This is a genomic window from Streptomyces sp. NPDC056600, from assembly GCF_042792855.1.
Classification (GTDB): domain Bacteria; phylum Actinomycetota; class Actinomycetes; order Streptomycetales; family Streptomycetaceae; genus Streptomyces.
In genome coordinates this window covers 20,421-44,088 of the sequence record NZ_JBHTVQ010000058.1, presented here as the reverse complement: position 1 = coordinate 44,088, position 23,668 = coordinate 20,421, and the positions used below count along the sequence as shown (strand labels likewise).

20 protein-coding genes and 2 tRNA genes are annotated in these 23,668 nt (G+C 70.4%); 8 read left to right on the top strand and 14 right to left on the bottom strand.

From position 1 onward, the window contains the following. A partial coding sequence (locus tag ACFRAV_RS25075; protein WP_382558505.1) for a valine--tRNA ligase occupies positions 1-1,903 on the bottom strand: 1,903 nt, incomplete at its 3' end. 134 nt (positions 1,904-2,037) lie between these two features. Here ACFRAV_RS25075 and ACFRAV_RS25070 point away from each other — a divergent pair. Then, on the top strand, positions 2,038-2,901 hold the full coding sequence (locus tag ACFRAV_RS25070) for a hypothetical protein (RefSeq protein ID WP_382558504.1): 864 nt from the start codon (positions 2,038-2,040) through the stop codon (positions 2,899-2,901). Between the two features lie 126 nt (positions 2,902-3,027). Then, on the top strand, positions 3,028-3,993 hold the full coding sequence (locus ACFRAV_RS25065; RefSeq protein WP_382558503.1) for a hypothetical protein: 966 nt from the start codon (positions 3,028-3,030) through the stop codon (positions 3,991-3,993). A 57-nt stretch (positions 3,994-4,050) separates the two neighbouring features. On the opposite strand, the gene ACFRAV_RS25060 is transcribed toward ACFRAV_RS25065, so the two are convergent. From ACFRAV_RS25060 to ACFRAV_RS25035, 6 genes are all read right to left on the bottom strand, one after another. Next, positions 4,051-4,335, bottom strand: coding sequence for a hypothetical protein (locus ACFRAV_RS25060; RefSeq protein WP_382558502.1), 285 nt, complete (start codon positions 4,333-4,335; stop codon positions 4,051-4,053). A gap of 208 nt (positions 4,336-4,543) precedes the next feature. Next, complete coding sequence (gene clpX / locus ACFRAV_RS25055; RefSeq protein ID WP_351117441.1) at positions 4,544-5,833, bottom strand: ATP-dependent Clp protease ATP-binding subunit ClpX; 1,290 nt, start codon at positions 5,831-5,833, stop codon at positions 4,544-4,546. 194 nt (positions 5,834-6,027) lie between these two features. After that, the gene (locus ACFRAV_RS25050) at positions 6,028-6,702 is read right to left on the bottom strand and encodes an ATP-dependent Clp protease proteolytic subunit (RefSeq protein WP_382558501.1); all 675 of its coding nucleotides are present in this window, start codon (positions 6,700-6,702) and stop codon (positions 6,028-6,030) included. A 53-nt stretch (positions 6,703-6,755) separates the two neighbouring features. Further along, positions 6,756-7,370 (bottom strand): ATP-dependent Clp protease proteolytic subunit, encoded by a 615-nt coding sequence (locus tag ACFRAV_RS25045; protein WP_382558500.1) that lies wholly within the window; start codon positions 7,368-7,370, stop codon positions 6,756-6,758. A gap of 360 nt (positions 7,371-7,730) precedes the next feature. Then, a complete protein-coding gene (gene tig / locus ACFRAV_RS25040; protein WP_382558499.1) occupies positions 7,731-9,095 on the bottom strand; it encodes a trigger factor in 1,365 nt (454 codons plus the stop codon). 203 nt (positions 9,096-9,298) lie between these two features. Beyond that, positions 9,299-9,372 (bottom strand) — tRNA-Pro (locus ACFRAV_RS25035). A gap of 198 nt (positions 9,373-9,570) precedes the next feature. On the opposite strand from ACFRAV_RS25035, the gene ACFRAV_RS25030 reads away from it, so the two are divergent. Next, positions 9,571-9,644: transfer RNA gene (locus tag ACFRAV_RS25030), tRNA-Gly, on the top strand. A 118-nt stretch (positions 9,645-9,762) separates the two neighbouring features. Here ACFRAV_RS25030 and ACFRAV_RS25025 read toward each other — a convergent pair. Next, positions 9,763-9,957 (bottom strand): hypothetical protein, encoded by a 195-nt coding sequence (locus tag ACFRAV_RS25025; RefSeq protein ID WP_382558498.1) that lies wholly within the window; start codon positions 9,955-9,957, stop codon positions 9,763-9,765. Positions 9,958-10,517: 560 nt separating this feature from the next. Here ACFRAV_RS25025 and ACFRAV_RS25020 point away from each other — a divergent pair. Together ACFRAV_RS25020 and ACFRAV_RS25015 are read left to right on the top strand one after the other, a co-directional pair. After that, positions 10,518-11,657, top strand: a complete 1,140-nt coding sequence (locus ACFRAV_RS25020) for an acyltransferase family protein (protein ID WP_382558497.1) — start codon at positions 10,518-10,520, stop codon at positions 11,655-11,657. 134 nt (positions 11,658-11,791) lie between these two features. Further along, on the top strand, positions 11,792-12,031 hold the full coding sequence (locus ACFRAV_RS25015) for a hypothetical protein (protein WP_382558496.1): 240 nt from the start codon (positions 11,792-11,794) through the stop codon (positions 12,029-12,031). On the opposite strand, the gene ACFRAV_RS25010 is transcribed toward ACFRAV_RS25015, so the two are convergent. The 3 genes from ACFRAV_RS25010 to ACFRAV_RS25000 all read right to left on the bottom strand — a co-directional run bounded on the left by ACFRAV_RS25010 (position 12,012) and on the right by ACFRAV_RS25000 (position 14,709). Continuing rightward, positions 12,012-13,169 (bottom strand): PP2C family protein-serine/threonine phosphatase, encoded by a 1,158-nt coding sequence (locus tag ACFRAV_RS25010; protein WP_382558495.1) that lies wholly within the window; start codon positions 13,167-13,169, stop codon positions 12,012-12,014. The genes ACFRAV_RS25015 and ACFRAV_RS25010 overlap by 20 nt on opposite strands. A 140-nt stretch (positions 13,170-13,309) precedes the next feature. Beyond that, entirely contained in the window at positions 13,310-14,134 is an 825-nt protein-coding gene (locus ACFRAV_RS25005) for an Fpg/Nei family DNA glycosylase (protein WP_382558494.1), read from the bottom strand. Between the two features lie 89 nt (positions 14,135-14,223). Beyond that, complete coding sequence (locus tag ACFRAV_RS25000; protein WP_351117433.1) at positions 14,224-14,709, bottom strand: ribose-5-phosphate isomerase; 486 nt, start codon at positions 14,707-14,709, stop codon at positions 14,224-14,226. 271 nt (positions 14,710-14,980) lie between these two features. On the opposite strand from ACFRAV_RS25000, the gene ACFRAV_RS24995 reads away from it, so the two are divergent. After that, positions 14,981-16,444, top strand: coding sequence for an amino acid permease (locus ACFRAV_RS24995; protein ID WP_382558493.1), 1,464 nt, complete (start codon positions 14,981-14,983; stop codon positions 16,442-16,444). Positions 16,445-16,514: 70 nt separating this feature from the next. Here the strand turns inward: ACFRAV_RS24995 and ACFRAV_RS24990 are convergent, their stop codons facing one another. Together ACFRAV_RS24990 and ACFRAV_RS24985 are read right to left on the bottom strand one after the other, a co-directional pair. Continuing rightward, positions 16,515-17,624 carry a hypothetical protein gene (locus ACFRAV_RS24990; protein ID WP_382558492.1) on the bottom strand — a complete coding sequence of 370 codons (1,110 nt, stop codon included), beginning with the start codon at positions 17,622-17,624 and terminating at the stop codon, positions 16,515-16,517. Between the two features lie 112 nt (positions 17,625-17,736). Beyond that, entirely contained in the window at positions 17,737-19,167 is a 1,431-nt protein-coding gene (locus tag ACFRAV_RS24985) for an amino acid permease (protein ID WP_382558491.1), read from the bottom strand. 335 nt (positions 19,168-19,502) lie between these two features. On the opposite strand from ACFRAV_RS24985, the gene ACFRAV_RS24980 reads away from it, so the two are divergent. After that, positions 19,503-20,087 (top strand): biotin transporter BioY, encoded by a 585-nt coding sequence (locus ACFRAV_RS24980; protein WP_382558490.1) that lies wholly within the window; start codon positions 19,503-19,505, stop codon positions 20,085-20,087. Between the two features lie 131 nt (positions 20,088-20,218). On the opposite strand, the gene ACFRAV_RS24975 is transcribed toward ACFRAV_RS24980, so the two are convergent. Continuing rightward, positions 20,219-20,878 carry a DsbA family protein gene (locus ACFRAV_RS24975; RefSeq protein WP_382558489.1) on the bottom strand — a complete coding sequence of 220 codons (660 nt, stop codon included), beginning with the start codon at positions 20,876-20,878 and terminating at the stop codon, positions 20,219-20,221. 158 nt (positions 20,879-21,036) lie between these two features. Here ACFRAV_RS24975 and pepN point away from each other — a divergent pair, with 158 nt between their 5' ends. Beyond that, positions 21,037-23,607 carry an aminopeptidase N gene (pepN, locus tag ACFRAV_RS24970; RefSeq protein ID WP_382558488.1) on the top strand — a complete coding sequence of 857 codons (2,571 nt, stop codon included), beginning with the start codon at positions 21,037-21,039 and terminating at the stop codon, positions 23,605-23,607. Positions 23,608-23,668: the final 61 nt, after the last annotated feature.

Genomic DNA, 23,668 nt, shown 5'->3' with positions numbered 1-23,668 from the left:
GGTCCTCGTACAGCGCGTCCACCTCGGCGACCACCGAGTTGAGCCTGGAGAGGATCCAGCGGTCGGTCGCCGACAGCTCGGCGGCGTCCGGCAGCGGGCCCTCGACGGTGGCGCCGTTCATCAGCGCGAACCGGGTGGCGTTCCAGATCTTGTTGGCGAAGTTGCGGGAGGCCTGGACCCAGTCCTCGCCGATCGGCACGTCCACGCCCGGGTTGGCGCCGCGCGCCAGGGTGAAGCGGAGCGCGTCGGAGCCGTACTTGTCCATCCAGTCCAGCGGGTTGACGACGTTCCCGAAGGACTTCGACATCTTCTTGCCGTTCTGGTCACGGACCATGCCGTGCAGCGCGATGGTGTGGAACGGCGGGGTGCCGTCCATCGCGTAGAGGCCGAACATCATCATCCGGGCGACCCAGAAGAAGAGGATGTCGTAGCCGGTCACCAGGACGGAGTTCGGGTAGAACTTCGCGAGGCTCTCGGTCTGCTCGGGCCAGCCCAGCGTGGAGAACGGCCACAGGCCGGAGGAGAACCAGGTGTCGAGGACGTCGTTGTCCTGGCGCCAGCCCTCGGCCTCGGTGCCCGGCGGCTGCTCGTCGGGGCCGACGCAGACCGTCTCGCCGTTCGGGCCGTACCAGACCGGGATGCGGTGGCCCCACCAGAGCTGGCGCGAGATGCACCAGTCGTGCAGGTCGTCGACCCAGTCGAAGTACCGCTTCTCCATCTCCTGCGGGTGGATCTTGACCTTGCCGTCGCGGACCGCGTCGCCGGCGGCCTTGGCCAGCGGGCCGACCTTGACCCACCACTGCATGGACAGCCGGGGCTCGATGGTGGTCTTGCACCGCGAGCAGTGGCCGACCTTGTGGACGTACGGCCGCTTCTCGGCGACGATCCGGCCCTCGGCGCGCAGCGCGGCGACGATCGTCGAGCGCGCCTCGAGACGGTCCAGACCCTGGAAGGGCCCGTGGGCGGTGATGACGGCGTGCTCGTCCATCACGGTGATGGACGGCAGCTTGTGTCGCTGGCCGATCTCGAAGTCGTTCGGGTCGTGAGCAGGCGTGACCTTGACCGCGCCGGTGCCGAACTCCGGGTCGACGTGGGTGTCGGCGACGACCGGGATGGTGCGGTCGGTCAGCGGCAGCTTGATCTGCTTGCCGACCAGGTGCTTGTACCGCTCGTCGTCGGGGTGGACGGCGACCGCGGTGTCGCCCAGCATCGTCTCCGCGCGCGTGGTGGCGACGACGATGGTGTCCTCGCCCTCGCCGTACTTCATGGAGACGAGCTCACCGTCGTCCTCCTGGTACTCCACCTCGATGTCGGAGATCGCGGTGAGGCAGCGCGGGCACCAGTTGATGATGCGCTCGGCGCGGTAGATCAGCCCGTCGTCGTAGAGCTTCTTGAAGATGGTCTGGACGGCCTGGGAGAGGCCCTCGTCCATGGTGAAGCGCTCACGCGACCAGGCGACGCCGTCGCCGAGGCGGCGCATCTGACCGGAGATCTGGCCGCCGGACTCGTCCTTCCACTGCCAGACGCGCTCGACGAACGCCTCGCGGCCCAGGTCGTGGCGGGACTTGCCCTCCTTGCCGAGCTCGCGCTCGACGACGTTCTGGGTGGCGATGCCGGCGTGGTCCATGCCCGGCTGCCACAGCGTCTCGTAGCCCTGCATCCGCTTGCGGCGGGTCAGGGAGTCGATCAGCGTGTGCTCGAAGGCGTGGCCCAGATGGAGCGAGCCGGTGACGTTCGGCGGGGGGATGACGACGGTGAAGGGCTCCTTGTCGCTCTTCGCGTCCGCCTCGAAGTAACCGCGTTCTACCCAGCGCTCGTACAGCGGTCCCTCCACGTCGGCCGGCGTGTACTGGGTCGGCAGTTCGGTTTCGGGCGCTGTGGGCTGCTGAGAGTTCTCGGTCACGCCGGTCATTTTAGGGGTGTCGGCATCCCGTTCCGAAACGCGATTCCCGCGTAACGGTCTGTGCCAGGGGCGTACGCCGGGACCGCGGCTGAGGAAGGATGCCGCCGGACAGCACCAGGGAGGGAAGGACCAGCATGAGTGACAGCCAGCCGGGCCCCTACGGGGGACAGCCCCAGCAGCCCGGGCCCTACGGCGCACAGCCCCGGCAGCCCGGGCCGTACGGTCAGCCCGGCGGCCAGCAGCCCGGGCCGTACGCCGCCCCGCCGCAGCAGCCCCCGCAGCCCGGCTACGGCTACCCGCAGCAGCCCGGCGTCCCGCCGCAGCCCGGCACGTACCCCACGCCCCCGCAGGGACAGCCCGGCGGCGGTGGCGGCGGCAGGAGGACGGGCCTGATCATCGGCGCCGCGGCCGTGGTGGTCGCGCTCGCGGTGGGCGGCTACTTCGTGTTCTCCGGCAGCAGCCTGGAGGACGACGGCCCGCACACATTGGTGATGCCGGAGAAGCTCCTCGGCGACTACAGCAGGATGGGCAACGGCGAGAGCAGCGGCGGCGGCTCGGGGCAGTTGGCCGCCAACGGCGTCAAGAACGGGGAGACCGCAGGCGACTTCTACACCGCCGACGACAAGGGGCTGATGGTCCTCGGCAGTTACGGGGAGATCGCCGACCCGCAGGCGAGTCTCGACAAGTGGTTCGCCACCTACTCGAAGAACTTCGACCCGTACTTCGGGAAGGATCCGAAGGACGCCGGCAAGGGCGACGCACCAGGGTTGGTCGGCGACCCCGAGGAGGTCGACGTGGACGGCGCGGTGGCCAAGTGCCAGGCGGTCAGGACGCAGGACGAGGCCTCCGGGAAGCTGAAGACCGACTGGTTCTGCGCCTGGGCCGACTACAGCACCATGGCCATGGTCTCGCCGGGCGACTCCACCAAGGGCGTGAGCAAGGACGTCGCGGCCGACCTCACCCGGAAGATCCGCGCCGAGATACGCAAGCCGAAGTAGGAGACGCCGGTGTCCGCGTCCCGTCCCGAAAGGCGGTGACAAGGTAACGGTCTGCGCCCGGGGGCGCACGCCGGGCCCGACGTAGGGAAGGATGGCGCGGGACAGCATCAGGGAGGGAAACCAGCCATGAGTTACAACCAGCCGGGTCCGTACGGCCAGCAGCCCCAGCAGCCCGGGCCCTACGGACAGCCGGGGGCTCAGCCTGGCCCCTACGGTCAGCCGGGCGGTCAGCAGCAGTCCGGGCCGTACGGCGCCCCGCCGCAGCAGCCCGCGCAGCCCGGCTACGGCTACCCGCAGCAGCCGCAGTACGGCTACCCGCAGCAGCAGCCGGGCGTCCCGCCGCAGGGCGGCCCCTACGGCGGGCAGCCGGGCCAGCCCGGCCAGCCCCCGTACGGCATGCCCCCGCAGGGCGCTCCCGGCGGCGGTGGCGGCAAGAAGACGGGCCTGATCGTCGGCGGCGCCGCTGTGGTGGTCGCGATCGCGGTGGGCGCCTACTTCCTGCTCGGCGGGGGCGGCGGCTCGGACATCGCCGACGACGGCGCACACAAGCTGACCACGCCGGCGACGGTGCTGGGCGACTACAAGAAGGCGGAGACCGGCGCCGCTAACAGCGGCGGCTTCACCGAGGAAGATTTGAAGGACGCCGAGAAGCACGGCGTCAAGAACGCCAAGGACGTCCAAGCCACCTACCAGGCCGGCGACGAGGCCAACCCGCTGTCACTGAAGATGCTGCAGTTCATGGGTGTCTACGGCGAGATCGAAGATCCCGAATCCGTCATGGACGCCATGTTCTCCGAGATGGAGAAGAGCGCGGCTGAGGACGACGAGGGCGAACTGGTCGGTGAGCCCACGGACTTCGGTACCGCCAAGTTCGCCGGGAAGTGCCACGAGATGAAGTACAACAACAAGGAAGCGGCCGCCGGTGAGCCCAAGGAGATCCACATGCCGGTGTGCATCTGGGCCGACCACTCCACCCTGGGCGTCGTCGTTCCGATCGACCTGGCCGACATGATGAGCGGCAAGGGCGTCGACCTGAAGTCGGCTTCCGACCTGGCCACCAAGCTGCGTGCCGAGGTGCGGGTGCCGGCCTGAGCACAAGTGCCACGGAGCAGCAGGGGCCCCAGTCGATGGCTGGGGCCCTGCCATCAGCTACCGCTTGCTACACGCAATGATCGCGTGCTCCTGCGTAGTACCCGCGTTCCAGATGATGGATATACAGTTCGCCATGCCCATGATCCCGGTCTGGGCACAACCTGAGGTGAGCTTGGGGCCCACTATGTAGCCCTTGCTCGCCAGGTAACTACGGCAGTCCGCCGCGCTGGCTTGGGCCGGTGCTGCCACCGTGATCGGAACCACGATTGCCGCCGCCGTCACACTGGCTGCTGCGAGAGCCCGCTTCAGCTTCATTTCAATCCCCTCCGCTTTCTGCGTCATGGAACGGTCGCCCTGACGCAGAACATGAGATCAAAAGCCATGAGCGTGACATGGCATACAAAGCAACGCTGGCTCGATCACAATCATGATCGGCTGGCATTAGGCGAAAACCCTCCGGCCTGACGCCCGTGGCACCTCAGGGGATCCAACGGGAAGGGCCCCGGTCTTCGAAGACCGGGGCCCTTCCCGTTGCGGTACCGCGAGCCGGCTAGGCCGACTTCTGCTCGCCCGTCCCCCGGCCGCCGCGCGCGTCGCGCGGGATGAGGGTCGGGTTGACGTTGGAGTGGACCACGTCGGGGGTGATGACCACGCGGGCGACGTCCGAGCGGGACGGCACCTCGTACATCACCGACATCAGGACCTCCTCCATGATGGCGCGCAGGCCGCGCGCGCCGGTCTGGCGGAGGATGGCCTGGTCCGCGATGGCCTCGAGCGCCTCACGCTCGAAGTCCAGCTCGACGCCGTCGAGTTCGAACAGCCGCTGGTACTGCTTGACCAGGGCGTTCTTCGGCTCGACCAGGATCTGGAGCAGCGCCTCGCGGTCCAGGTTGTGCACGCTGGTGATCACGGGCAGACGGCCGATGAACTCGGGGATCATGCCGAACTTGACCAGGTCCTCGGGCATGACGTCCTGGAACTGGTCCTTGGCGGCGAGCTCGCGCTTGGAGTGGATGGTCGCGCCGAAGCCGATGCCCTTGGCGCCGGCCCGCGACTCGATGATCTTCTCCAGCCCGGAGAACGCGCCGCCCACGATGAACAGCACGTTCGTCGTGTCGATCTGGATGAACTCCTGGTGCGGGTGCTTGCGCCCGCCCTGCGGCGGCACCGAGGCCGTGGTGCCCTCGAGGATCTTCAGCAGCGCCTGCTGGACGCCCTCGCCGCTGACGTCACGGGTGATCGACGGGTTCTCGCTCTTGCGGGCGACCTTGTCGATCTCGTCGATGTAGATGATCCCCGTCTCGGCCTTCTTGACATCGTAGTCGGCCGCCTGGATCAGCTTGAGCAGGATGTTCTCGACGTCCTCGCCGACGTAGCCGGCCTCGGTCAGCGCGGTCGCGTCGGCGATGGCGAACGGGACGTTCAGCATCCGCGCGAGCGTCTGGGCGAGGAGCGTCTTGCCGGAGCCCGTGGGGCCCAGCAGGAGGATGTTCGACTTGGCCAGCTCGATGGAGTCCTCGCGGCCCTGGCCGCCGCCGTTCTCCCCGGCCTGGACCCGCTTGTAGTGGTTGTACACAGCCACCGAGAGCGCCTTCTTGGCGGCCTCCTGGCCGACCACGTAGCTCTCCAGGAACTGGTAGATCTCCCGCGGCTTGGGGAGCTCCTCCCACCGGGTCTCGCTCGACTCGGCGAGCTCCTCCTCGATGATCTCGTTGCAGAGATCGATGCACTCGTCGCAGATGTACACACCGGGGCCTGCGATGAGCTTCTTGACCTGCTTCTGGCTCTTGCCGCAGAACGAGCACTTGAGCAGATCGCCGCCGTCACCGATGCGTGCCACGGTGTGCTTCCCCTTCGCCTGGGAGCCCCCGGACGCTGGTGCGTCCCTGGTCTCCACGGTGCTGCCTTATGTCGACGGTACCTTGCCTGGCCCCCCGTTCGGGCCCCCCTTGGCAGGGTCCGCTCCGGAACGGATCCGGGCGAACCCCGCCAAGAGGCGGCAGACGGCCGTGCCGCCAGCGGAATCCCGCAGCGTCAGCGAACGCTGGCGTTGTTCATCTTGCGGGTCGAGATGATCTGGTCGATCAGCCCGTACTGCAGCGCGTCCTCGGCCGTGAGGATCTTGTCACGCTCGATGTCCTCGCGGATCCTCTCCACGGGCTGGGTGGAGTGCTTGGCCAGCATCTCCTCCAGCTGGGAGCGCATCCGCAGGATCTCGTTGGCGGCGATCTCCAGGTCGGAGACCTGGCCGCGGCCGGTCTCGCTGTACGGCTGGTGGATCAGGACGCGGGCGTTCGGCAGCGCCATGCGCTTGCCGGGCGTGCCGGCCGCGAGCAGGACGGCGGCGGCGGAGGCGGCCTGGCCCATGCACACGGTCTGGATGTCCGGCTTCACGAACTGGATCGTGTCGTAGATCGCGGTCAGCGCCGTGAAGGAGCCGCCGGGGCTGTTGATGTAGATCGAGATGTCACGGTCCGGGTCCATCGACTCCAGGCACAGCAGCTGCGCCATGACGTCGTTGGCGGACGCGTCGTCGATCTGCACGCCCAGGAAGATCACGCGCTCCTCGAAGAGCTTCGCGTACGGGTCGTACTCGCGCACGCCCTGGGAGGTGCGCTCGACGAAGCGCGGGATCACGTAACGGGACTCGGCGACCGGGGCCGTCAGCTCGGCGCGGGCGTACAGGCCGCTGCCGGGAAAGTCGTTCATTCTCTGTCTCCTGGAAGGCGAGGCGGGGGAGGGCCGGTGTGCGGGCGCGGGCTTCAGGCCCCGGTGCCGCCGCCGCCCGGAATGTTGGAAGCCGCCGAGATGACCTCGTCGATCAGGCCGTAGTCCTTGGCCTCCTCGGCGTCGAACCAGCGGTCCCGGTCGGAGTCACGGGTGACCTGCTCGACCGACTGACCGGTGTGGAAGGCGGTCAGCTCCGCCATCTTCTTCTTGGTGTGCAGCAGGCGCTCGGCGTGGATCTTGATGTCCGAGGCGGAACCGGCCAGACCGGCCGACGGCTGGTGGATCAGGATCTCGGCGTTCGGCAGCGCGAAGCGCTTGCCGGGGGTGCCGGCGCTCAGCAGGAACTGGCCCATCGAGGCGGCGAGGCCCATGGCGATCGTCACCACGTCGTTCTTGATGTACTGCATGGTGTCGTAGATCGCCATGCCGGCCGTGATCGAGCCGCCGGGGCTGTTGATGTAGAGGTAGATGTCCTTGTCCGGGTCGGCGGCAAGGAGCAGCAGCTGTGCAGTGATCTTGTTGGCGATGTCGTCGTCGACCGCCTGGCCGAGGAAGATGATCCGCTCGTTGAGCAGCCGGTTGTAGACCTGGTCGCCGAGGCCACCGATGGAAGGCTCGCCGGCGGCGGAGGGCATCAGATTCGTCACGTATCCACCTGCTCGTCTTACGACGGCGCCGGGCCGTCTCACGTGTTCTGCCGGGGCGGGGGTGGTGCGTGCCCCTGCAGCGCGCCGCGGTGATCGGCGGCGACGGGGACTCCCCTGCCCTCGTATTCATGGACCCTAACGCGCAGGCAGTCACGTGCCATCCCGGTTCCTGGAGTGTTCGCTGTGAGCGCATGGCCACCCCGGGTCCCGGTCCCGCTCCCCTGCCCCCACCAGCGCGCTCCACACCTCCGCCCCGCCCTCCACGGCCGCCGGGGCGGCGACGGAAAAGGGACCGGGCCCTGCTCCCCGCGCGCGGCGGCGCGGGGAGCAGGGCCCGGGAAGGCTCGGGAGCTGGGAGGATCAGGCCTCCGGGGTCTCCTCGGTGGCGGCCTCGCCCTCCACCTCGTCCTCGTCGTCGCTCAGGTCGACGACCTCACCGTTGGTGTCCTTGACGGTCGCGGACTCCACGACCGACGCCAGCGCCTTGCCGCGGGCGACCTCGCCCACCAGCATCGGGACCTGGTTGCCCTGGACGACCTGCTGCGCGAACTGGTCGGGGGACATGCCGGAGGAGGCCGCACGCCGCATGAGGTGCTCGGTGAGCTCCTCCTGGTTGACGTTCAGCTTCTCGCGGTTGACCAGCGCGTCGAGGACGAACTGGGTCTTGATGCCCTTGATCGCCGCGTCACGCGTCTCGGTGTCGAACTCCTCGGCGGTCTTGCCCTGGATCTCGAGGTACTTCTCGAGGTCGAGGCCCATCTGGCCGAGCTGGTGGTGCTCCAGGTTGTGCTTGCGGGTCTGGATCTCGTCCTCGAGCAGCTTCTCGGGGATCGGGACCTCGATCAGCTCGAGCAGCTTGTCCAGCACGCGCTCCTGCGCCTGCGTGGCCTGGTCGTACTGCTTCATGTTCTCGAGGCGCGAGCGGCTGTCCGCCTTGAGCTCCTCGAGGGTGTCGAACTCCGAGGCCAGCTGGGCGAACTCGTCGTCCAGGGCCGGCAGCTCGCGCGCGGCGACCTGGGTGATCTTCACGGTGATCTCGGCCTGCTTGCCGGCGGCGGAGCCGCCCTTGAGCTCGGAGGTGAAGGTGGCCTCGCCACCGGCCTCCACGCCCTTGACGGCCTCGTCGATGCCGTCCAGCAGCTCGCCCGAGCCGATGGTGTAGCTGACGTCCTTGGCGATGCCGTCCTCGAGGACCTCGCCGTCGACCTTGGCCTCGAGGTCCAGGGTCACGACGTCGCCGTCCTCGGCGGCACGCTCCACCGGGGAGGTGGTGGCGAAGCGCTCACGCAGCTGCTCGACCGACTTCTCGACGTCCTCGTCGGACACCTCGACGGCGTCGACCTCGACCTCGATGTTCGAGAAGTCCTCGGGGAGCTCGATCTCCGGGCGGATGTCCACCTCGGCGGTGAAGCTCAGCAGCTCGCCGTCCTTGAGGTCCTTGATGTCGACCTCGGGCTGGCCCAGCGGGTCGACCTCGGCCTCGTTGACCGCCTGCGTGTAGAACTTCGGGAGGGCGTCGTTGATCGCCTCCTCGAGAACCGCACCGCGGCCGAACCGCTGGTCGATGACGCGGGCCGGGATCTTGCCCTTGCGGAAGCCCTTCACCGTGACCTGCTGGTTGATCTTCTTGTACGCCGCGTCGAGGCTGTCCTTGAGCTCCTCGAAGGGCACCTCGACAGTGAGCCGAACCCGGGTCGGGTTCAGGGTCTCCACGGCGCTCTTCACGGTTCGGTCTCCTTGTGGCTGACTGCTTGGGTTTGCCGGGACCAGAACGGTCCGGCGACTCGCGCACCGGGGCGGCTTCGGCGTCAGGCTCTGAAGCTTCACGGCTGACTGCACACGGGCGCGCTTGCATAGTAACCGCAGCCGCCACACCACCCAAAAGGCGATCACCGGACCCCAAGGTGGTGCCCGGTGATCGTTCGGTGTCGGGGTGGCGGGATTTGAACCCACGGCCTTCCGCTCCCAAAGCGGACGCGCTACCAAGCTGCGCCACACCCCGTCAGGTGCGATCCGTAGGGTACACGCGGCGAGGGTCGCCGGCCGCCGGATTCGGCCCCTCCGACCGGGGGAAGGACGGACCGTCACCCGCTCCGGGCGGCCCCGCGGGAGGCGCGGCGCGCAAAGGAAGGTGCAGGGGGGCGCGGCGACCCGCTAACATGCCTTCTGTCGCCGTGGCCCGGCCACCGGCGCACCCTTCGCGGGCGTAGCTCAATGGTAGAGCCCTAGTCTTCCAAACTAGCTACGCGGGTTCGATTCCCGTCGCCCGCTCCAGGCACACGAAGGCCCAGCTGAGAGGACTCTCCCAGCTGGGCCTTCGCCTTTTTCCCGTACCTGCGGGCCTCCCCGGAGGAAACGCTTCTTCCGGGCCTCCGGCGGTCGGATGCGGTGGTCAGAGGCTTATCGAGTTGATCATCGACGCCAGTGAATCGAGAAAGCGCTGAATGTCGTCGGCCATCCCCGTGGAGGCGAGGAAGAAGCCGAAGAGCATGGCGACGATCGCGGGCCCCGCCTTCAGAGATCCGCCCCGGATCAGGACAACGAGGACGATCCCCAGCAGAAGCACCACGGACAAAGAAATGGCCACGTCTGATCACACCCTCGTTCGGTCCGCTGCGCCGCATGGGGGTGTACCCGGCCCACCCCCGGCCAACCCATCGTGCCACTCAACTCACGCCGCACGTACGGCCCCTGAGGCACCGGGGACACCCGTCGCCCGCATGTTCGAGACGTAGGGGAAAAGTGACGATCGTAAGGGAAGAAATCTTCGGCAATTCCTCCGAAAGGTAATCCGGATAATCCCCGCACATTCGTTTCCCTACACACGCAACCCTCGTACGGCGTTCACGAACAACCATGGGACCCATGCCCGACTTGACATCATTTGAGATGAAATAGGCGCAGCTAAAAGCCCTGTTCGGTCCCTATGGTCCCGCCGCGACCTTGTGCCGATCGTCACAAAAATCGAAGACATCGCAGGTGAATACGGGGGTATGCGAGGGCGAGGCGGTAATTCACCGACCCGGCGTTTTTACGGATTCGTACAACCGACGCTAGGGTGCCTCAGATGTTTCACGTTGCCTCGTCCCCCTCACGTGCGACGACGAACGTCCGGTCCGGCCACCCCCGCCCGCGGGGTGGTCGCCGGTGAACGCGCCGCAGCCGCACAGCAGTCAGCAGCGAAGCCGGGCCAGATCGCTCCCAGCGGGCGACGGGCGCGACTCCTTCTTCGACAACGCCAAGTACCTGGCCATCGCCCTCGTGGCCATGGGACACGTCTGGGAACCGCTCCGTGACGGCAACCGCCCCATGGGCGTGCTGTACATGGTCGTGTACGCGTTCCACATGCCGGCGTTCATCGTCATCTCGGGCTACTTCTCGCGGTCCTTCGCGTTCAAACCGCACCAGATCAAGCGTCTGGTCAGCGGCGTGGTGGTCCCGTACCTCTTCTTCGAGCTCGCGTACTCGATGTTCCGCAAGTGGCTGCACGAGCCCGGCGCCCCGATCAGCCTGCTGGACCCCTGGTACCTGACCTGGTTCCTGGCCGCTCTCTTCGTCTGGCGGCTGACCACGCCGATCTGGCGGTCGCTGCGCCACCCGCTGGTCCTGGCCCTGGCGATCGCGATGCTGGCGACCGTCTCGCCGCGGATCGGCAACGACCTGGACATGCAGCGCGCGCTGCAGTTCCTGCCGTACTTCGTGCTGGGTCTGTGCCTGAAGCCGGAGCACTTCAAGCTGGTGCGCACCTGGCGCACGCGGCTGCTGGCGGTGCCGGTGTTCGCCCTCGCGCTGGTCGTCGGCTGGTGGGCCAAGGGCAACATGACGACCGCGTGGTTCTACCACCGGGACGCCGCCGAGGAGCTGGGCGGCGACTGGTGGATCGGTCCGCTGATGACGCTGGGCATGTTCGGCTGCTCGGTGCTGCTCACGGCCTGCTTCTTCGCCTGGGTGCCCGGCCGGCGGCTGTGGTTCACCTCGCTGGGCGCCGGCACCATCTCCGGCTACCTGCTGCACGGCTTCCTGATCAAGAGCGGCATCTGGTTCGGCTGGTTCGACCACGACTGGGCGCGGGGCCCGCTGGGCGCGCTGCTGTGCACGGTGCTCGCCGTGACCGTGGTGACGCTGCTGTGCACCAAGCCGGTGCGCACGCTGCTGAAGCCGGTGCTGGAGCCGAACCTGGACCGCTTCTTCCGCGAGGACCAGGCCGCCCTGAACGCCCGGAAGACCTCGGCGCCCGCCGAGGGACAGGGCGCCGGGGACCGCTCCAAGGTCCCCGCCGGGGTCTGAGGGACGACGGAACACGGCGAAGGCCCCGTCACGCGCCAGGAGCGCGGGCGGGGCCTTCGCCGTGCCACGGGCCGACGGGTGCGCGGGGCCGGCCCGGAACGGCCCCGCGGTGACGGTCAGGCTGCTGGTCGGCGATGGCGGTCGGTGGCGCGGTGACCGTCGGTGCGGTGGCGGTCGGTGGCGCGGTGGTGGTCGGTGCGGTGACGGTCGGTGGCGCGGTGACGGTCGGTGCGGTGGCGGTCGGTGGCGCGGTGACGGTCGGTGCGGTGACGGTCGGTGGCGCGGTGACGGTCGGTGCGGTGACGGTCGGTGGCGCGGTGACGGTCGGTGCGGTGGCGGTCGGTGCGGTGGCGGTCAGGCGGCGCGGGAGATGAGGAGGAGGGCCCGGTCGTCGTTGACGTCCTTGGCGACGGCCTCGATCAGGTGCCAGGCGGCGCCCTGGAATCCGCCCACCACGTACCGGTCGGCCTCGCCGGTGAGACGGTCGATGCCCTCGACCAGGTCCCGCTCGGCCGTCTCGACCAGTCCGTCGGTGAAGAGCATCAGCACGTCGCCCGGGCGCAGCGACCCCTTGCAGGGGTCGAAGGAGGCGCCGTCGTAGACGCCCAGCAGCGGGCCCTCGGCGGTCTTCTCCTCCCAGCGGCCGGTACCGGCGCACAACTGGAGGCCCGGTGGGTGGCCGGCCGAGTAGAGCTCGTAATCGCCGCTCTCCAGGTCGAGGACCAGGTGGATGGAGGTGGCGAAGCCCTCCTCCCAGTCCTGCCGCAGCAGGTAGCCGTTGGCCGCGGGCAGGAACGCGTGCGGCGGCAGCGAGCCCAGCAGACCGCCGAAGGCCCCGGACAGCAGCAGCGCCCGGGAGCCCGCGTCCATGCCCTTGCCGGAGACGTCGGTGAGGACGACCTCCAGGGTGCGGCCCTCGTTGGTGCGGGCCGCGACCACGAAGTCGCCGGAGAAGGACTGGCCGCCGGCCGGACGCAGCGCCATCTCCCGGTGCCACCCGGCGGGCAGGTCCGGCAGCGCGCTCTGCGCGCGGATCCGCTCGCGCAGGTCGAAGAGCATGGTGCCGCCGCGCCGCCAGGGCACGCCGACCCGGCTGCGGAACTGGGCCACCATCAGGCCGACGAAGCCGCAGGCGGCCACCACCAGCACCACGCCGGGGGTGACCCGCGCGAAGCCGTCCGGATAGGGCCGCAGGGCCAGCGCCTCCACGATCAGCGCCGTCGCGGCGGCCGCGTAGAGCGCGAGCAGGCTGGCGGGGCGCAGCAGCAGGCCGCCCGCCACGATGGGCAGCACCAGGGCCGCCGGGGTGAACCAGACGGCGTTCGCGAGGGTCAGGCTCGCGATCAGGGGAATGGTCAGGAGCAGGGCGACGAAGGCGATCCAGTCGGACCCGTCGCCCCGGAACCAGTCGACGGCGGCTTTGCGCAGGCCGATGCGGGCCCGGTGGAACTGCTTCTTCATCCGGGCCGTGAACGTGTCTGCGGCCGAGCGCCGCTTCCGTCCTGCTGCCATCGCTTGGGACCCTATCCAGCGGACCCCCCTCCTGGCACGGGTGGTCCCACTTGTCCCCCGTCCGGGGCCGGATTCGGGCCGGAGGTCCCTGGTGGCCCGGGCGCCCTCCGCGGCGCTCCCCCCGGCCTCCCGCGCGCCGGTCACACGCCCGGCGCGTTCGTCGGCTGGCAGCCAGGACACCAGAACAGGTTGCGGGCGGCCAGCTCCGCGGTGCGCACGGCCTCCCCGCAGACGTGACAGGGCTGGCCGTGGCGGCGGTAGACGTAGACCTCGCCGCCGTGGTCGTCGACGCGGGGGGCGCGGCCCATGGCGTCGGGGGTGTGCTCGGGGCGCACGGTGTCGATCCGGTTGTGCCGGACGCCCTCGCGCATCAGCTCCACCAGGTCGGCCCAGATCGCGTCCCACTGCCCGCGGGTGAGCTCCCTGCCGGGCAGGTAGGGGTCCACGCCGTGCCGGAAGAGCACCTCGGCGCGGTAGACGTTCCCGACGCCCGCCACCACCTTCTGGTCCATCAGCAGGGCGGCGACGGTGGTGCGGCTGCGGGAGATCCGGCGCCAGGCCAGGTCCGGGTCGGCGTCCTCGCGCAACGGGTCGGGGCCGAGGCGCTCGTGTATCGCCTGCTTCTCCCCCGGGGTGATCAGCGCGCACGCGGTGGGGCCGCGCAGGTCCATGACGGCGGACGGTCCGGTCAGGCGCAGGCGCACGGTGTCGGTGGGCGGGGGCGGCGGGACGGCCCCGAAGGCTACCTTGCCGAACAGGCCGAGGTGGACGTGGACCCAGTCGGCGTCGCGGAAGCCGAGGAAGAGGTGCTTGCCGTGCGCCTCGGCGGAGGTCATCTCCGCGCCGTCGAGGAGGGCGGCGCCGTCGGTGAACTTGCCCTGCGGGCTGCTGACGCGCACCGGGGCGCCGAGGAAGCGCTCGGCGCAGTCCTGGGCGAGCCGGTGGATGGTGTGCCCTTCCGGCACGGGGCCTTCTCCGTTCTGCCCCGTCCACGGCGCGGCCCCCGTACACGTCGTACGGGGGCCGGCGAGGTCCAGGGGCGTGGCGTGTGCGACTACTGCTGGGGGTGGTGGGCCGGGATCGGCGGGAGGTCCCCGCTCTTCTCGTAGTCCGCGAGCATCTCGATGCGGCGGATGTGGCGCTCGTCGCCGGAGAACGGCGTGTTCAGGAAGATCTCGACGAACTTCGTCGCCTCCTCCTGGGAGTGCATGCGGGCGCCGACGGCCACCACGTTGGCGTTGTTGTGCTCACGGCCGAGGGCGGCCGTCTGCTCGCTCCAGGCCAGCGAGGACCGCACGCCCGCGACCTTGTTGGCGGCGATCTGCTCGCCGTTGCCCGAGCCGCCGATCACCACGCCGAGGGAGCCCTCGTCGGCCGCGGTGCGCTCCGCCGCGCGGAGGCAGAAGGGCGGGTAGTCGTCCTGGGCGTCGTAGATGTGGGGGCCGCAGTCCACCGGCTCGTGGCCGGCGGCCTTCAGCCACTCGACGAGGTGGTTCTTCAGTTCGTAACCGGCGTGGTCGGAGCCGAGATAGACGCGCATGGTCCGAGTGTGACACGGCCACGGGGCGCCGGTGTGCGTGGGGGGACGGCCGACGGATGGCTTGCGCTCTCCGCAAACTGTGATCTGAACCATAGGAGCGCAGGCAAAACAGCGATAACAATCCGGAACCTAAGGTTCCATCGACGCGTTCCCTCCGATTCACTGAACCCTCGTTCACGGGTGACCCCGCATGCCTCACGAGGGCAGGGGAAACCTCACACGCACCATCCCGGCGTTGCCCGACGTACCCCGGCGAAAAGGAAAGAACTTCATGACTCCAGGAGGACATGAGGGCTCCGGCCTTCAGGCAGGCCTCAAGAACCGGCACCTGACGATGATCGCCATCGGCGGCGTCATCGGCGCCGGGCTCTTCGTCGGCTCCAGCAGCGGCATCGCCGCCGCGGGCCCCGGCATCCTGCTCTCGTACGCCCTGGTGGGCGCGCTCGTCGTCTTCGTGATGCGGATGCTCGGCGAGATGTCGGTCGCCAACCCGACCTCCGGCTCCTTCTCCGCACACGCCGACCGCGCGCTGGGCCGCTGGGCCGGGTTCTCCATCGGCTGGCTCTACTGGTTCTTCTGGGTCGTCGTGCTCGCCGTGGAGGCCACGGCGGGCGCGGTGATCCTGGAGGGCTGGGTGCCGGCCGTCCCGCAGTGGGCCTGGGCGCTCATCGTGATGCTGGTGCTCACCGCGACCAACCTCGCCTCGGTGGGCAACTACGGCGAGTTCGAGTTCTGGTTCGCGGGCATCAAGGTCGTCGCCATCGGCGCGTTCATCCTGGTCGGTCTGCTGGCGATCTTCGGGGTGCTGCCGGGCGTCGACGCCGGGCAGGCCTCGTGGTCCAACCTCACCGCGCACGGCGGCTTCCTGCCGAACGGCCCGGGCGCCATCATGATCGGCGTCCTGATGGTCGTCTTCTCCTTCATGGGCTCGGAGATCCCGACGCTGGCAGCCGGTGAGGCGGAGGACCCGCAGCAGGCCGTCACCAAGGCGACCAACAGCATCATCTGGCGGATCGGCGTCTTCTACCTGGGCTCGATCCTGGTGGTCGTCACCCTGCTGCCGTGGGACTCGAAGAAGATCGCGGAGGACGGCTCGTACGTGGCCGCGCTCGACTCGCTGGGCATCCCCTACGCCGGCGAGGTCATGAACTTCATCATCCTCACGTCGGTGCTGTCCTGCCTGAACTCGGGCCTCTACACCGCGTCGCGGATGGCCTTCTCGCTCGGCCGGCGCGGTGACGCGCCGAAGGCCTTCGCGACCACCACGTCCAACGGCGTGCCGCGGGCCGCGATCCTCGCCTCGGTGGCCTTCGGCTTCGTCGCGGTCTTCTTCAACTACGTCGCCCCGGACACGGTCTTCCACTTCCTGCTGAGCTCCTCGGGCGCCGTCGCGCTCTTCGTGTGGCTCGTGATCTGCGTGTCGCAGCTGCGGATGCGGCGGATCATCCTGCGGGAGGCGCCGGAGAAGCTGGTCGTGAAGATGTGGCTCTTCCCGTACCTGACCTGGGCGTGCATCGCGTTCATCGTCTACGTGATCGGCTACATGCTGTTCGACACGGAGTTCGGCAACCAGGAGATCATGCTGCTGACGCTGCTGGTCGCGGCGATCGTGGTGGGCGTCGCGCTGGTCCGCCAGAAGCTGGGGCACAACGCCCCGGCCGGTGAGGCCGGAGCCGCCGCCCCGGCGGCCGGGCCGAAGACGGACGGGCCGAAGGCGGGCGTGCCGGGCGCGTGACGCCCGCGGGACCCCACGGAAACGCCCGGCGCGGACTCCCCGCGCCGGGCGTTCCGTCGTCCGGTGCGGGTCAGCGCGGCAGGACGAGCAGGGGGGCCGGGCGGTCGCGGTCGGCGGCGGTCAGGGCGGTGCGGATCAGGGCGGCCTGGTGCTCCATGCCCTGGGGGGTGGCGAGCCGGACCCGGGGGACGCGGACCACGGTGACCCCGAGCCGCTCGAGCCGTTCCCGCTTGCCGAGGTCGCCCGGGGCGTCCAGCTCGACGGCGATCCCCTGCTCCGGCCAGTACGCGTCCACCGCGCCCAGCGAGGGCCCCTCGGGCACCCGGAGCTCCACGTTCCACACCGGGTCGGGCAGCCCGTGCTCCCAGGCCATGCGGTACAGCCGCTCCTCGGCGGCCTCGCGTCCCTCCGACACGAGGACCTCCATCGCCTCCGCCACCCGGGGCCGCCCGCACAGCCGGGCCCTGCGCAGCTCGCGCAGCAGCGCGGACGGTTCGCAGTGGCCGTCGTGGACCGCCTCGGTGAACAGCCGCCGGACGGCGAACGGCCCGGCGTCCTCCGGCAGGTGCGCCACCGCGTCCGCGACGGCCCGCTCGACCGGGGCGACGGGGACCCCGGACACCAGGTCCGGCACCGGCATCCGGGCCGTGCGCACCACCCGGGCGCAGCCGGTGGAGCGGACCCGGCGGGCGCGCGGCACCAGCACGTCCACCACGTCGAGCAGGGAGAGGGCGGGCGCCGAGGCGAAGTTCCGCAGGGCCAGCGCGGCCAGGCCGGTGACCACGGCGTCCGCGTGGAGGGGGTCGTCGCGCCGGGACTGGACGGGGACGGCGGTGGCCTGCGGCCGGTCCTCGGCGGTCGCGGAGGCCTCCCGGCGGGAGGCGTAGAGCAGGGCGGCGTGCAGGCGCTCCTCGCCGGTGGGCGCCCCCTGACGCAGCAGGTAGACGCCGGGCAGCATCCGCTGCCAGGTGCCGCCAGGCCGGCAGCGGGCTCCGGCCTGGGCGGGTGTCACGCCGTGGGCGCGCAGCTCGGCGGCGGTGACGAGCAGGCGCGCCCCGGAGGAGGCGGCGATGGGGTCCTCCCCCGGACGTCGTCCGGGGGTGCCCCCCGTTGCTCGGACGAAGCCGAGAGCCTGGGGAAGGGAGGAGCGCAGGGGGTCCAGGGGGAAGTCGTGCGTCATGCCCCCTGCCTCCCCCGAACGGAGCAGCATCCGACCCCTGTTACAGGGCCGTCGCGGAACGCTGACCGTTCCGCCATGTTCTGGCGAACATGTGCGCGATACGCGGGTCCCGCTACCCGGCGGCGCGCACGGCCCGCCGCTGTCGCACATACCCCGCCGCGGCCAGGACCAGTGTCAGCGCTCCGGTGGAGAACACCTGGACGCGCGTGCCGGACTCCATGAGCATCAGCACGAAGATCGACGCGATGCCCGCGATCGCGACCCAGGTGAGCACGGGGAAGGCCCACATGCGGACGGTCATCCGCTCGGGCTCCTGGCGCTCCAGACGCCGGCGCAGCACCAGTTGGGAGACGGCGACGAAGAGCCAGATCACCAGGATGACCGCGCCGATCATGTTGAGCAGCCAGGCGAAGACGTCGTCCGGACGCCAGTAGCTGAGCAGCACGCAGAAGAAGCCGAAGGCGGAGGAGGCCAGCACGGCCGCCCGCGGCACCCCGCCGTGGACCCGGCCCAGCGCCCTGGGGCCCTGGCCGCGGCGGACCAGGGAGAAGGCCACCCGGGAGGCGGTGTAGGTGTTGGCGTTCATCGCGGACAGCAGGGCGACCAGGACGACCACGTTCATGATCTGGCCGGCGCCGGGGATCCCGAGGGTGTCCAGGGCGGCGACGTAGGGGCCCTTCTCCACGAGCGCGGGGTCGTTCCACGGCACCAGGAGCACGATCACGGCCATCGAGCCGATGTAGAAGAGGCCGATCCGCCACATCGCGGTGCGGACGGCGCTCGCCACGCCGCGCACCGGGTCCTCGGACTCGGCGGCCGCGACCGTGACGGACTCGATGCCGCCGTAGGCGAAGACGGAGGCCAGCAGACCGACGATCAGGCCGTGCGTCCCGCCGGGCATGATCTCGGAGAGGTCGGCGCCGGCCGTCCCCTCGCTGCCCGGCAGCAGTCCGGCGACGGCCAGCACGCCGAGCACCAGGAAGGCGGCGATGGCCACCACCTTGAGTGCGGCGAACCAGAACTCGAACTCGCCGAAGTTCTTCACGGCGGCCAGGTTGGTCCCGGTGAAGACCACCATGAAGAGGGCGACCCACATCCACTCCGGGGTGCCGGGCAGCCAGCCGGTGACGATCTTCGCCGCGCCGATGCCCTCGAGGCCGACGGCCGTGGAGAGCATCACCCAGAACGCCCAGCCCGAGGTGAAGCCCGCCCAGGGGCCGATCGCCCGCTCCGCGTGCGAGGAGAAGGAGCCGGAGGAGGGATAGGCGGCGGACATCTCGCCGAGCATCCGCATGACCAGCATGACCAGCAGCCCGGAGATCGCGTAGGCGATCACGATCGAGGGGCCGGCGGCGGCGATGCCGGCGCCGGAGCCGACGAACAGGCCGGCGCCGATGACACCGCCGAGCGCGATCATCGACAGGTGGCGCTGCTTGAGGCCGTGACCGAGGGCGGCGGAATCCGGGGAGGACGGACCGGACGCGGGAGCCGGCGGCGAGGACGGGGCCGAGCCCGCCGCGGCTTCTGGGGTGGCGCGTGACATGCAGCGAGTTTGACCGATGCCGTCCGGGTTCGGGGCCCGGGACCGGAATGCGAACGGCCACAGTGCGGAGAGTGAGATTCCGCTTACCCTCCGGGCCGATTTGGCGGGTCCCCACAAGGCCCCGGGGTGAGCAGCGTCACTCGTCGCCGCGCTCCGACGCGGGTAATTTGTGCGATACCCACGACGTCGTCGATCCGGCCTTTGTCGAGCACGGACGGTGATGCCGCCGAACGCCCTGGGATAGCGTCGTCGTGTTCGAACAAGCTCCTGTGACGCCTGTTCACCTGTTCGTGCCGGCCCGGCGCGAGCCGATCCCCCACCCCGCGGAGAGACCCATGAGCACCGCAGCCGCCCCCGCCCGCTCCGGGCAGGTCCTCGCCGATCTGCTGCCCGCCACCCGCGTCCGGGACGCGGCCCTCGTCCTCTCCGGCGCCGTGCTGACCGGCGTCGCGGCCCAGCTCGCCCTGCCGATCCCGGGTTCCCCGGTCCCGGTCACGGGCCAGACCTTCGCCGTGCTCCTGGTGGGCAGCGCGCTGGGCGCGGGCCGCGGGCTGCTGTCGATGCTGGTCTACCTGCTGGCGGGCATGGCGGGCATGCCGTGGTTCGCCGAGGGCGCCTCGGGCGTCGCCGCCCCGTCGTTCGGCTACGTCATCGGCATGGTGCTGGCCTCCGCCATGGTGGGCGCGCTGGCCCGCCGCGGCGCGGACCGCACGCCGCTGCGGATGGCCGGGACCATGCTGCTGGGCTCCGCGGTGATCTACGCCGTGGGACTGCCGTACCTCTCCTTCGCCCTCGACCTCTCCGCGGGCCAGACCCTCGCCGCCGGCTTCACCCCGTTCCTGCTGGGCGACGTGCTCAAGGCCGCTCTGGCCATGGGCGTGCTGCCGACCGTCTGGAAGCTGCTCGAGCGCCGTCGCTGACGGCCGCGCACCCGGCCCCCGCTGGGGCACGCGCGAAGGCCCCGGCCCCCAGGTGGGGGCACGCGCGAAGGCCCCGGCTCCTGCGAGCCGGGGCCTTCGCGTTCCGCACGCCGCCGCCGCGGCCGGGTGTCTCAGACCAGGTTGGAGAAGTCCGGGCCCTTGGTGCGGGTGCGCTTGATCTCGTAGAAGCCCGGCACCGAGGCCACCGCCAGCGTGCCGTCCCACAGCCGCGCGGCCTCCTCGCCCTGGGGGGCGGGGGTGACGACCGGGCCGAAGAACGCTATCTGCTCACCGTCGTCACCGGGCACGGCGATGACCGGGGTGCCGACCTCCTGGCCGACCTTCTCGATGCCCTCGCGGTGCGAGGCGCGCAGCTCGGCGTCGAACTCGAAGTCCTCCTGGTCGTGGTACTCCATGAGCTCGGCGGGCAGACCCACGTCGGCCAGCGCCCCGGCCACGGCCTCGGGGGTGGTGCCCTCGCCCTTGTTGTGGATGCGGGTGCCCAGCGCCGTGTAGAGCGGGCCCACGACCTCCTGGCCGTGCTTCTGCCAGGCCGCCGTCACCACCCGCACCGGCCCCCACGCCTTCTTCTCCAGCAACTCGCGGTACTCCGCCGGGAGTTCGTCGAGCTTGTCCTCGTTGAGCACGGCGAGGCTCATCACGTGCCAGCGGACCTCGACGTCCCGGACCTTCTCGACCTCCAGCATCCAGCGGGAGGTCATCCAGGCCCAGGGGCACAGCGGGTCGAACCAGAAGTCCACCGGGGTCCTGGCGGCGGTCGTCTCGGACATGACGCTCCTCGGATGCGTGTGACGGTCGATTCCCTGGCCCAACACGCCGACGGCCCGGTCAATTCCCGGGTGTCCGCCCCGACCGCACCGTGAAAGGATCGTCGCCGATCATCACCCGCTGATCGTCCACAGATGCCCAGACCCGGAGGAGACGACCCTTGCCCGGTGAGAATCTGTCCCGCGAGGAGGCCCGCGAGCGGGCCGCGCTGCTGTCGGTCGACGCCTACGAGGTGTCGCTCGACCTGCGTTCGGCCCTCGGGGAGCACACGGGTGACGGACCGCGGACCTTCCGCTCCGTCACCACCATCCGCTTCCGCTGCGCCGAGCCCGGCGCCGCGACCTTCGCGGACCTGATCGCGCCGAGCGTCACCGCGGTCTCCCTCAACGGACGCGACCTGGACCCGGGCGCCGTCTTCGACGGCTCGCGCATCCAGCTGGAGGACCTGGCCGCCGAGAACGAGCTGGTCGTCGACGCCCGGTGCGCCTACTCCCGCACCGGCGAGGGCATGCACCGCTTCGTCGACCCGGAGGACGGCGAGGTCTACCTGTACACCCAGTACGAGCCCGCCGACGCCCGGCGCGTCTTCGCGAACTTCGAGCAGCCCGACCTCAAGGCGCCGTTCCGCTTCGAGGTGCGCGCTCCCGAGGGCTGGACGGCGTGGAGCAACGGCGCCGGCGAACTCACCGACGGCGTGTGGCGGTTCGCGGAGACCCGGCCGATCTCCACCTACATCACGGCGGTCGTGGCCGGCCCGTACCACTACGTCACCGACAGCTACAGCCGTGAGCTGCCCGACGGCACCCGGCTGGAGATCCCGCTGGGCGCGATGTGCCGCAAGGGGCTGGCCCCATACTTCGACGCCGACGACGTCTTCCTGATCACCAAGCAGGGCCTGGACTTCTTCCACGAGAACTTCGACTACCCGTACCCGTTCGGCAAGTACGACCAGGCCTTCGTGCCCGAGTACAACCTCGGCGCCATGGAGAACCCGGGCATGGTCACCTTCCGCGAGGAGTACATCTACCGGGGCAAGGTGACCCGGACCTCCTACGAGCGGCGGGCCACCACCATCCTCCACGAGATGGCCCACATGTGGTTCGGCGACCTGGTCACCATGGAGTGGTGGGACGACCTGTGGCTCAAGGAGTCCTTCGCCGACTTCATGGGCACCTTCTCCCTGGTCGAGGCCACCCGGTTCACCGACGGCTGGATCAGCTTCGCCAACATGCGCAAGTCGTGGGCCTACCGGGCCGACCAGCTGCCCTCCACGCACCCGGTCACCGCGGACATCCGCGACCTGGAGGACGCCAAGCTCAACTTCGACGGCATCACCTACGCCAAGGGCGCCAGCGTGCTCAAGCAGCTGGTGGCCTACGCCGGCCGGGACGCCTTCCTGGAGGGGGCGCGCCGCTACTTCAAGCGCCACGCCTACGGCAACACGCGGCTGGGCGACCTGCTGTCGGTGCTCGGCGAGACCAGCGGCCGGGACATGACGTCCTGGGCCAAGGCATGGCTGCAGACCGCCGGGGTCAACTCGCTCACCCCGCAGGTACTGCTGGCCTCCGACGGGCGGATCGAGGAGCTGGCGGTGCTGCAGGAGGCCGCCGAGTCCCACCCGACGCTGCGCCCGCACCGGGTCGCGATCGGCCTCTACCGGGTCGACGGGGGCGAGCTGGTCCGCTACGCCCGCGCCGAGGCCGACGTGGCCGGCGCCCGCACGGTGATCGGCGACCTGGCCGGCGCGGACGCGCCGGACCTGGTGCTGGTCAACGACGACGACCTCACCTACTGCAAGGCCCGCTTCGACGAGACCTCGCTGGCGACGCTGCGCGAGCACCTGGGCTCGATGACGGACCCGCTGGCACGCGCGCTGTGCTGGTCGGCGCTGTGGAACATGACCCGGGACGCGCTGCTTCCGGCCCGCGAGTTCGTGGCCCTGGTGGTGCGGTTCGGCGGGGCGGAGACCGAGATCGGCGTGCTGCAGATGCTCCACGCCTGGGCGCGCACCGCACTGGTGCGGTACGCGGCGCCCGTCTGGCGGCCGGAGGGTGAGCGGCTGCTGGCCGAGGGCGCGCTGCGGGAGCTGCGGGCGGCCGGGGCGGGCGGGGAGCACCAGCTCTCCTGGGCCCGGTTCCTGGCCTCCACCGCCTCGGCCGAGGGCGAGTTCGCGCTGCTGCGGGGGCTGCTGGACGGCACCGAGAAGATCGACGGCCTGGAGATCGACCAGGAGCTGCGCTGGGACTTCCTGGAGCCGCTGGCCGCGCACGGGCTCGCCGACGAGGCGGCGCTCGCCGAGGAGCGGGCCCGGGACAACACGGCGTCGGGCGAGCGGCGCCAGGTGCGGTGCCTGGCGGCGCGGCCGTCGGAGGCGGTCAAGGCCGAGGCGTGGGGCGCGCTCGTCGAGTCGGACGCGCTGTCCAACGCGCTGGTGGAGGCGACCATCGGCGGGTTCTCCCAGCCGTCCCAGCGGGGGCTGCTCGCCCCGTACGCGGAGCGGTACTTCGCGATGCTGGAGCGGGTGTGGGCGCAGCGGTCCATCCAGATCGGCCAGGACCTGGTGCAGGGGCTGTACCCGTGGCTCCAGGACTCCGCCGCCACGCTGGAGGCGACCGACGCGTGGCTGACGGCGCACGAGGACGCGGCGCCGGCGCTGCGCCGCCTGGTCCTCGAGGCGCGCGACGACCTCGCCCGGGCGCTGGCCGCCCAGGAGTGCGACGCGGCCGCGTGACGTGGGTCCCGTGAACGCGGGTCCCGTGAACGCGGGTCCCGTGAACGCGGGTCCCGTGAAC

Coding starts and splice junctions, on each gene's coding strand:
- ACFRAV_RS25070 (WP_382558504.1), top strand. CDS start 2,038: ATGAGTGACAGCCAGCCGGGCCCCTACGGGGGACAGCCCCAGCAGCCC.
- ACFRAV_RS24995 (WP_382558493.1), top strand. CDS start 14,981: ATGACTCCAGGAGGACATGAGGGCTCCGGCCTTCAGGCAGGCCTCAAG.
- ACFRAV_RS24980 (WP_382558490.1), top strand. CDS start 19,503: ATGAGCACCGCAGCCGCCCCCGCCCGCTCCGGGCAGGTCCTCGCCGAT.
- ACFRAV_RS25000 (WP_351117433.1), bottom strand. CDS start 14,709: ATGCGCGTCTATCTCGGCTCCGACCACGCCGGTTACGAACTGAAGAAC.
- ACFRAV_RS25050 (WP_382558501.1), bottom strand. CDS start 6,702: ATGAACGACTTTCCCGGCAGCGGCCTGTACGCCCGCGCCGAGCTGACG.
- ACFRAV_RS25015 (WP_382558496.1), top strand. CDS start 11,792: ATGGCGGTCGGTGGCGCGGTGACCGTCGGTGCGGTGGCGGTCGGTGGC.
- ACFRAV_RS24985 (WP_382558491.1), bottom strand. CDS start 19,167: ATGTCACGCGCCACCCCAGAAGCCGCGGCGGGCTCGGCCCCGTCCTCG.
- ACFRAV_RS25065 (WP_382558503.1), top strand. CDS start 3,028: ATGAGTTACAACCAGCCGGGTCCGTACGGCCAGCAGCCCCAGCAGCCC.
- ACFRAV_RS25060 (WP_382558502.1), bottom strand. CDS start 4,335: ATGACGCAGAAAGCGGAGGGGATTGAAATGAAGCTGAAGCGGGCTCTC.
- ACFRAV_RS25010 (WP_382558495.1), bottom strand. CDS start 13,169: ATGGCAGCAGGACGGAAGCGGCGCTCGGCCGCAGACACGTTCACGGCC.
- ACFRAV_RS24990 (WP_382558492.1), bottom strand. CDS start 17,624: ATGACGCACGACTTCCCCCTGGACCCCCTGCGCTCCTCCCTTCCCCAG.
- ACFRAV_RS24975 (WP_382558489.1), bottom strand. CDS start 20,878: ATGTCCGAGACGACCGCCGCCAGGACCCCGGTGGACTTCTGGTTCGAC.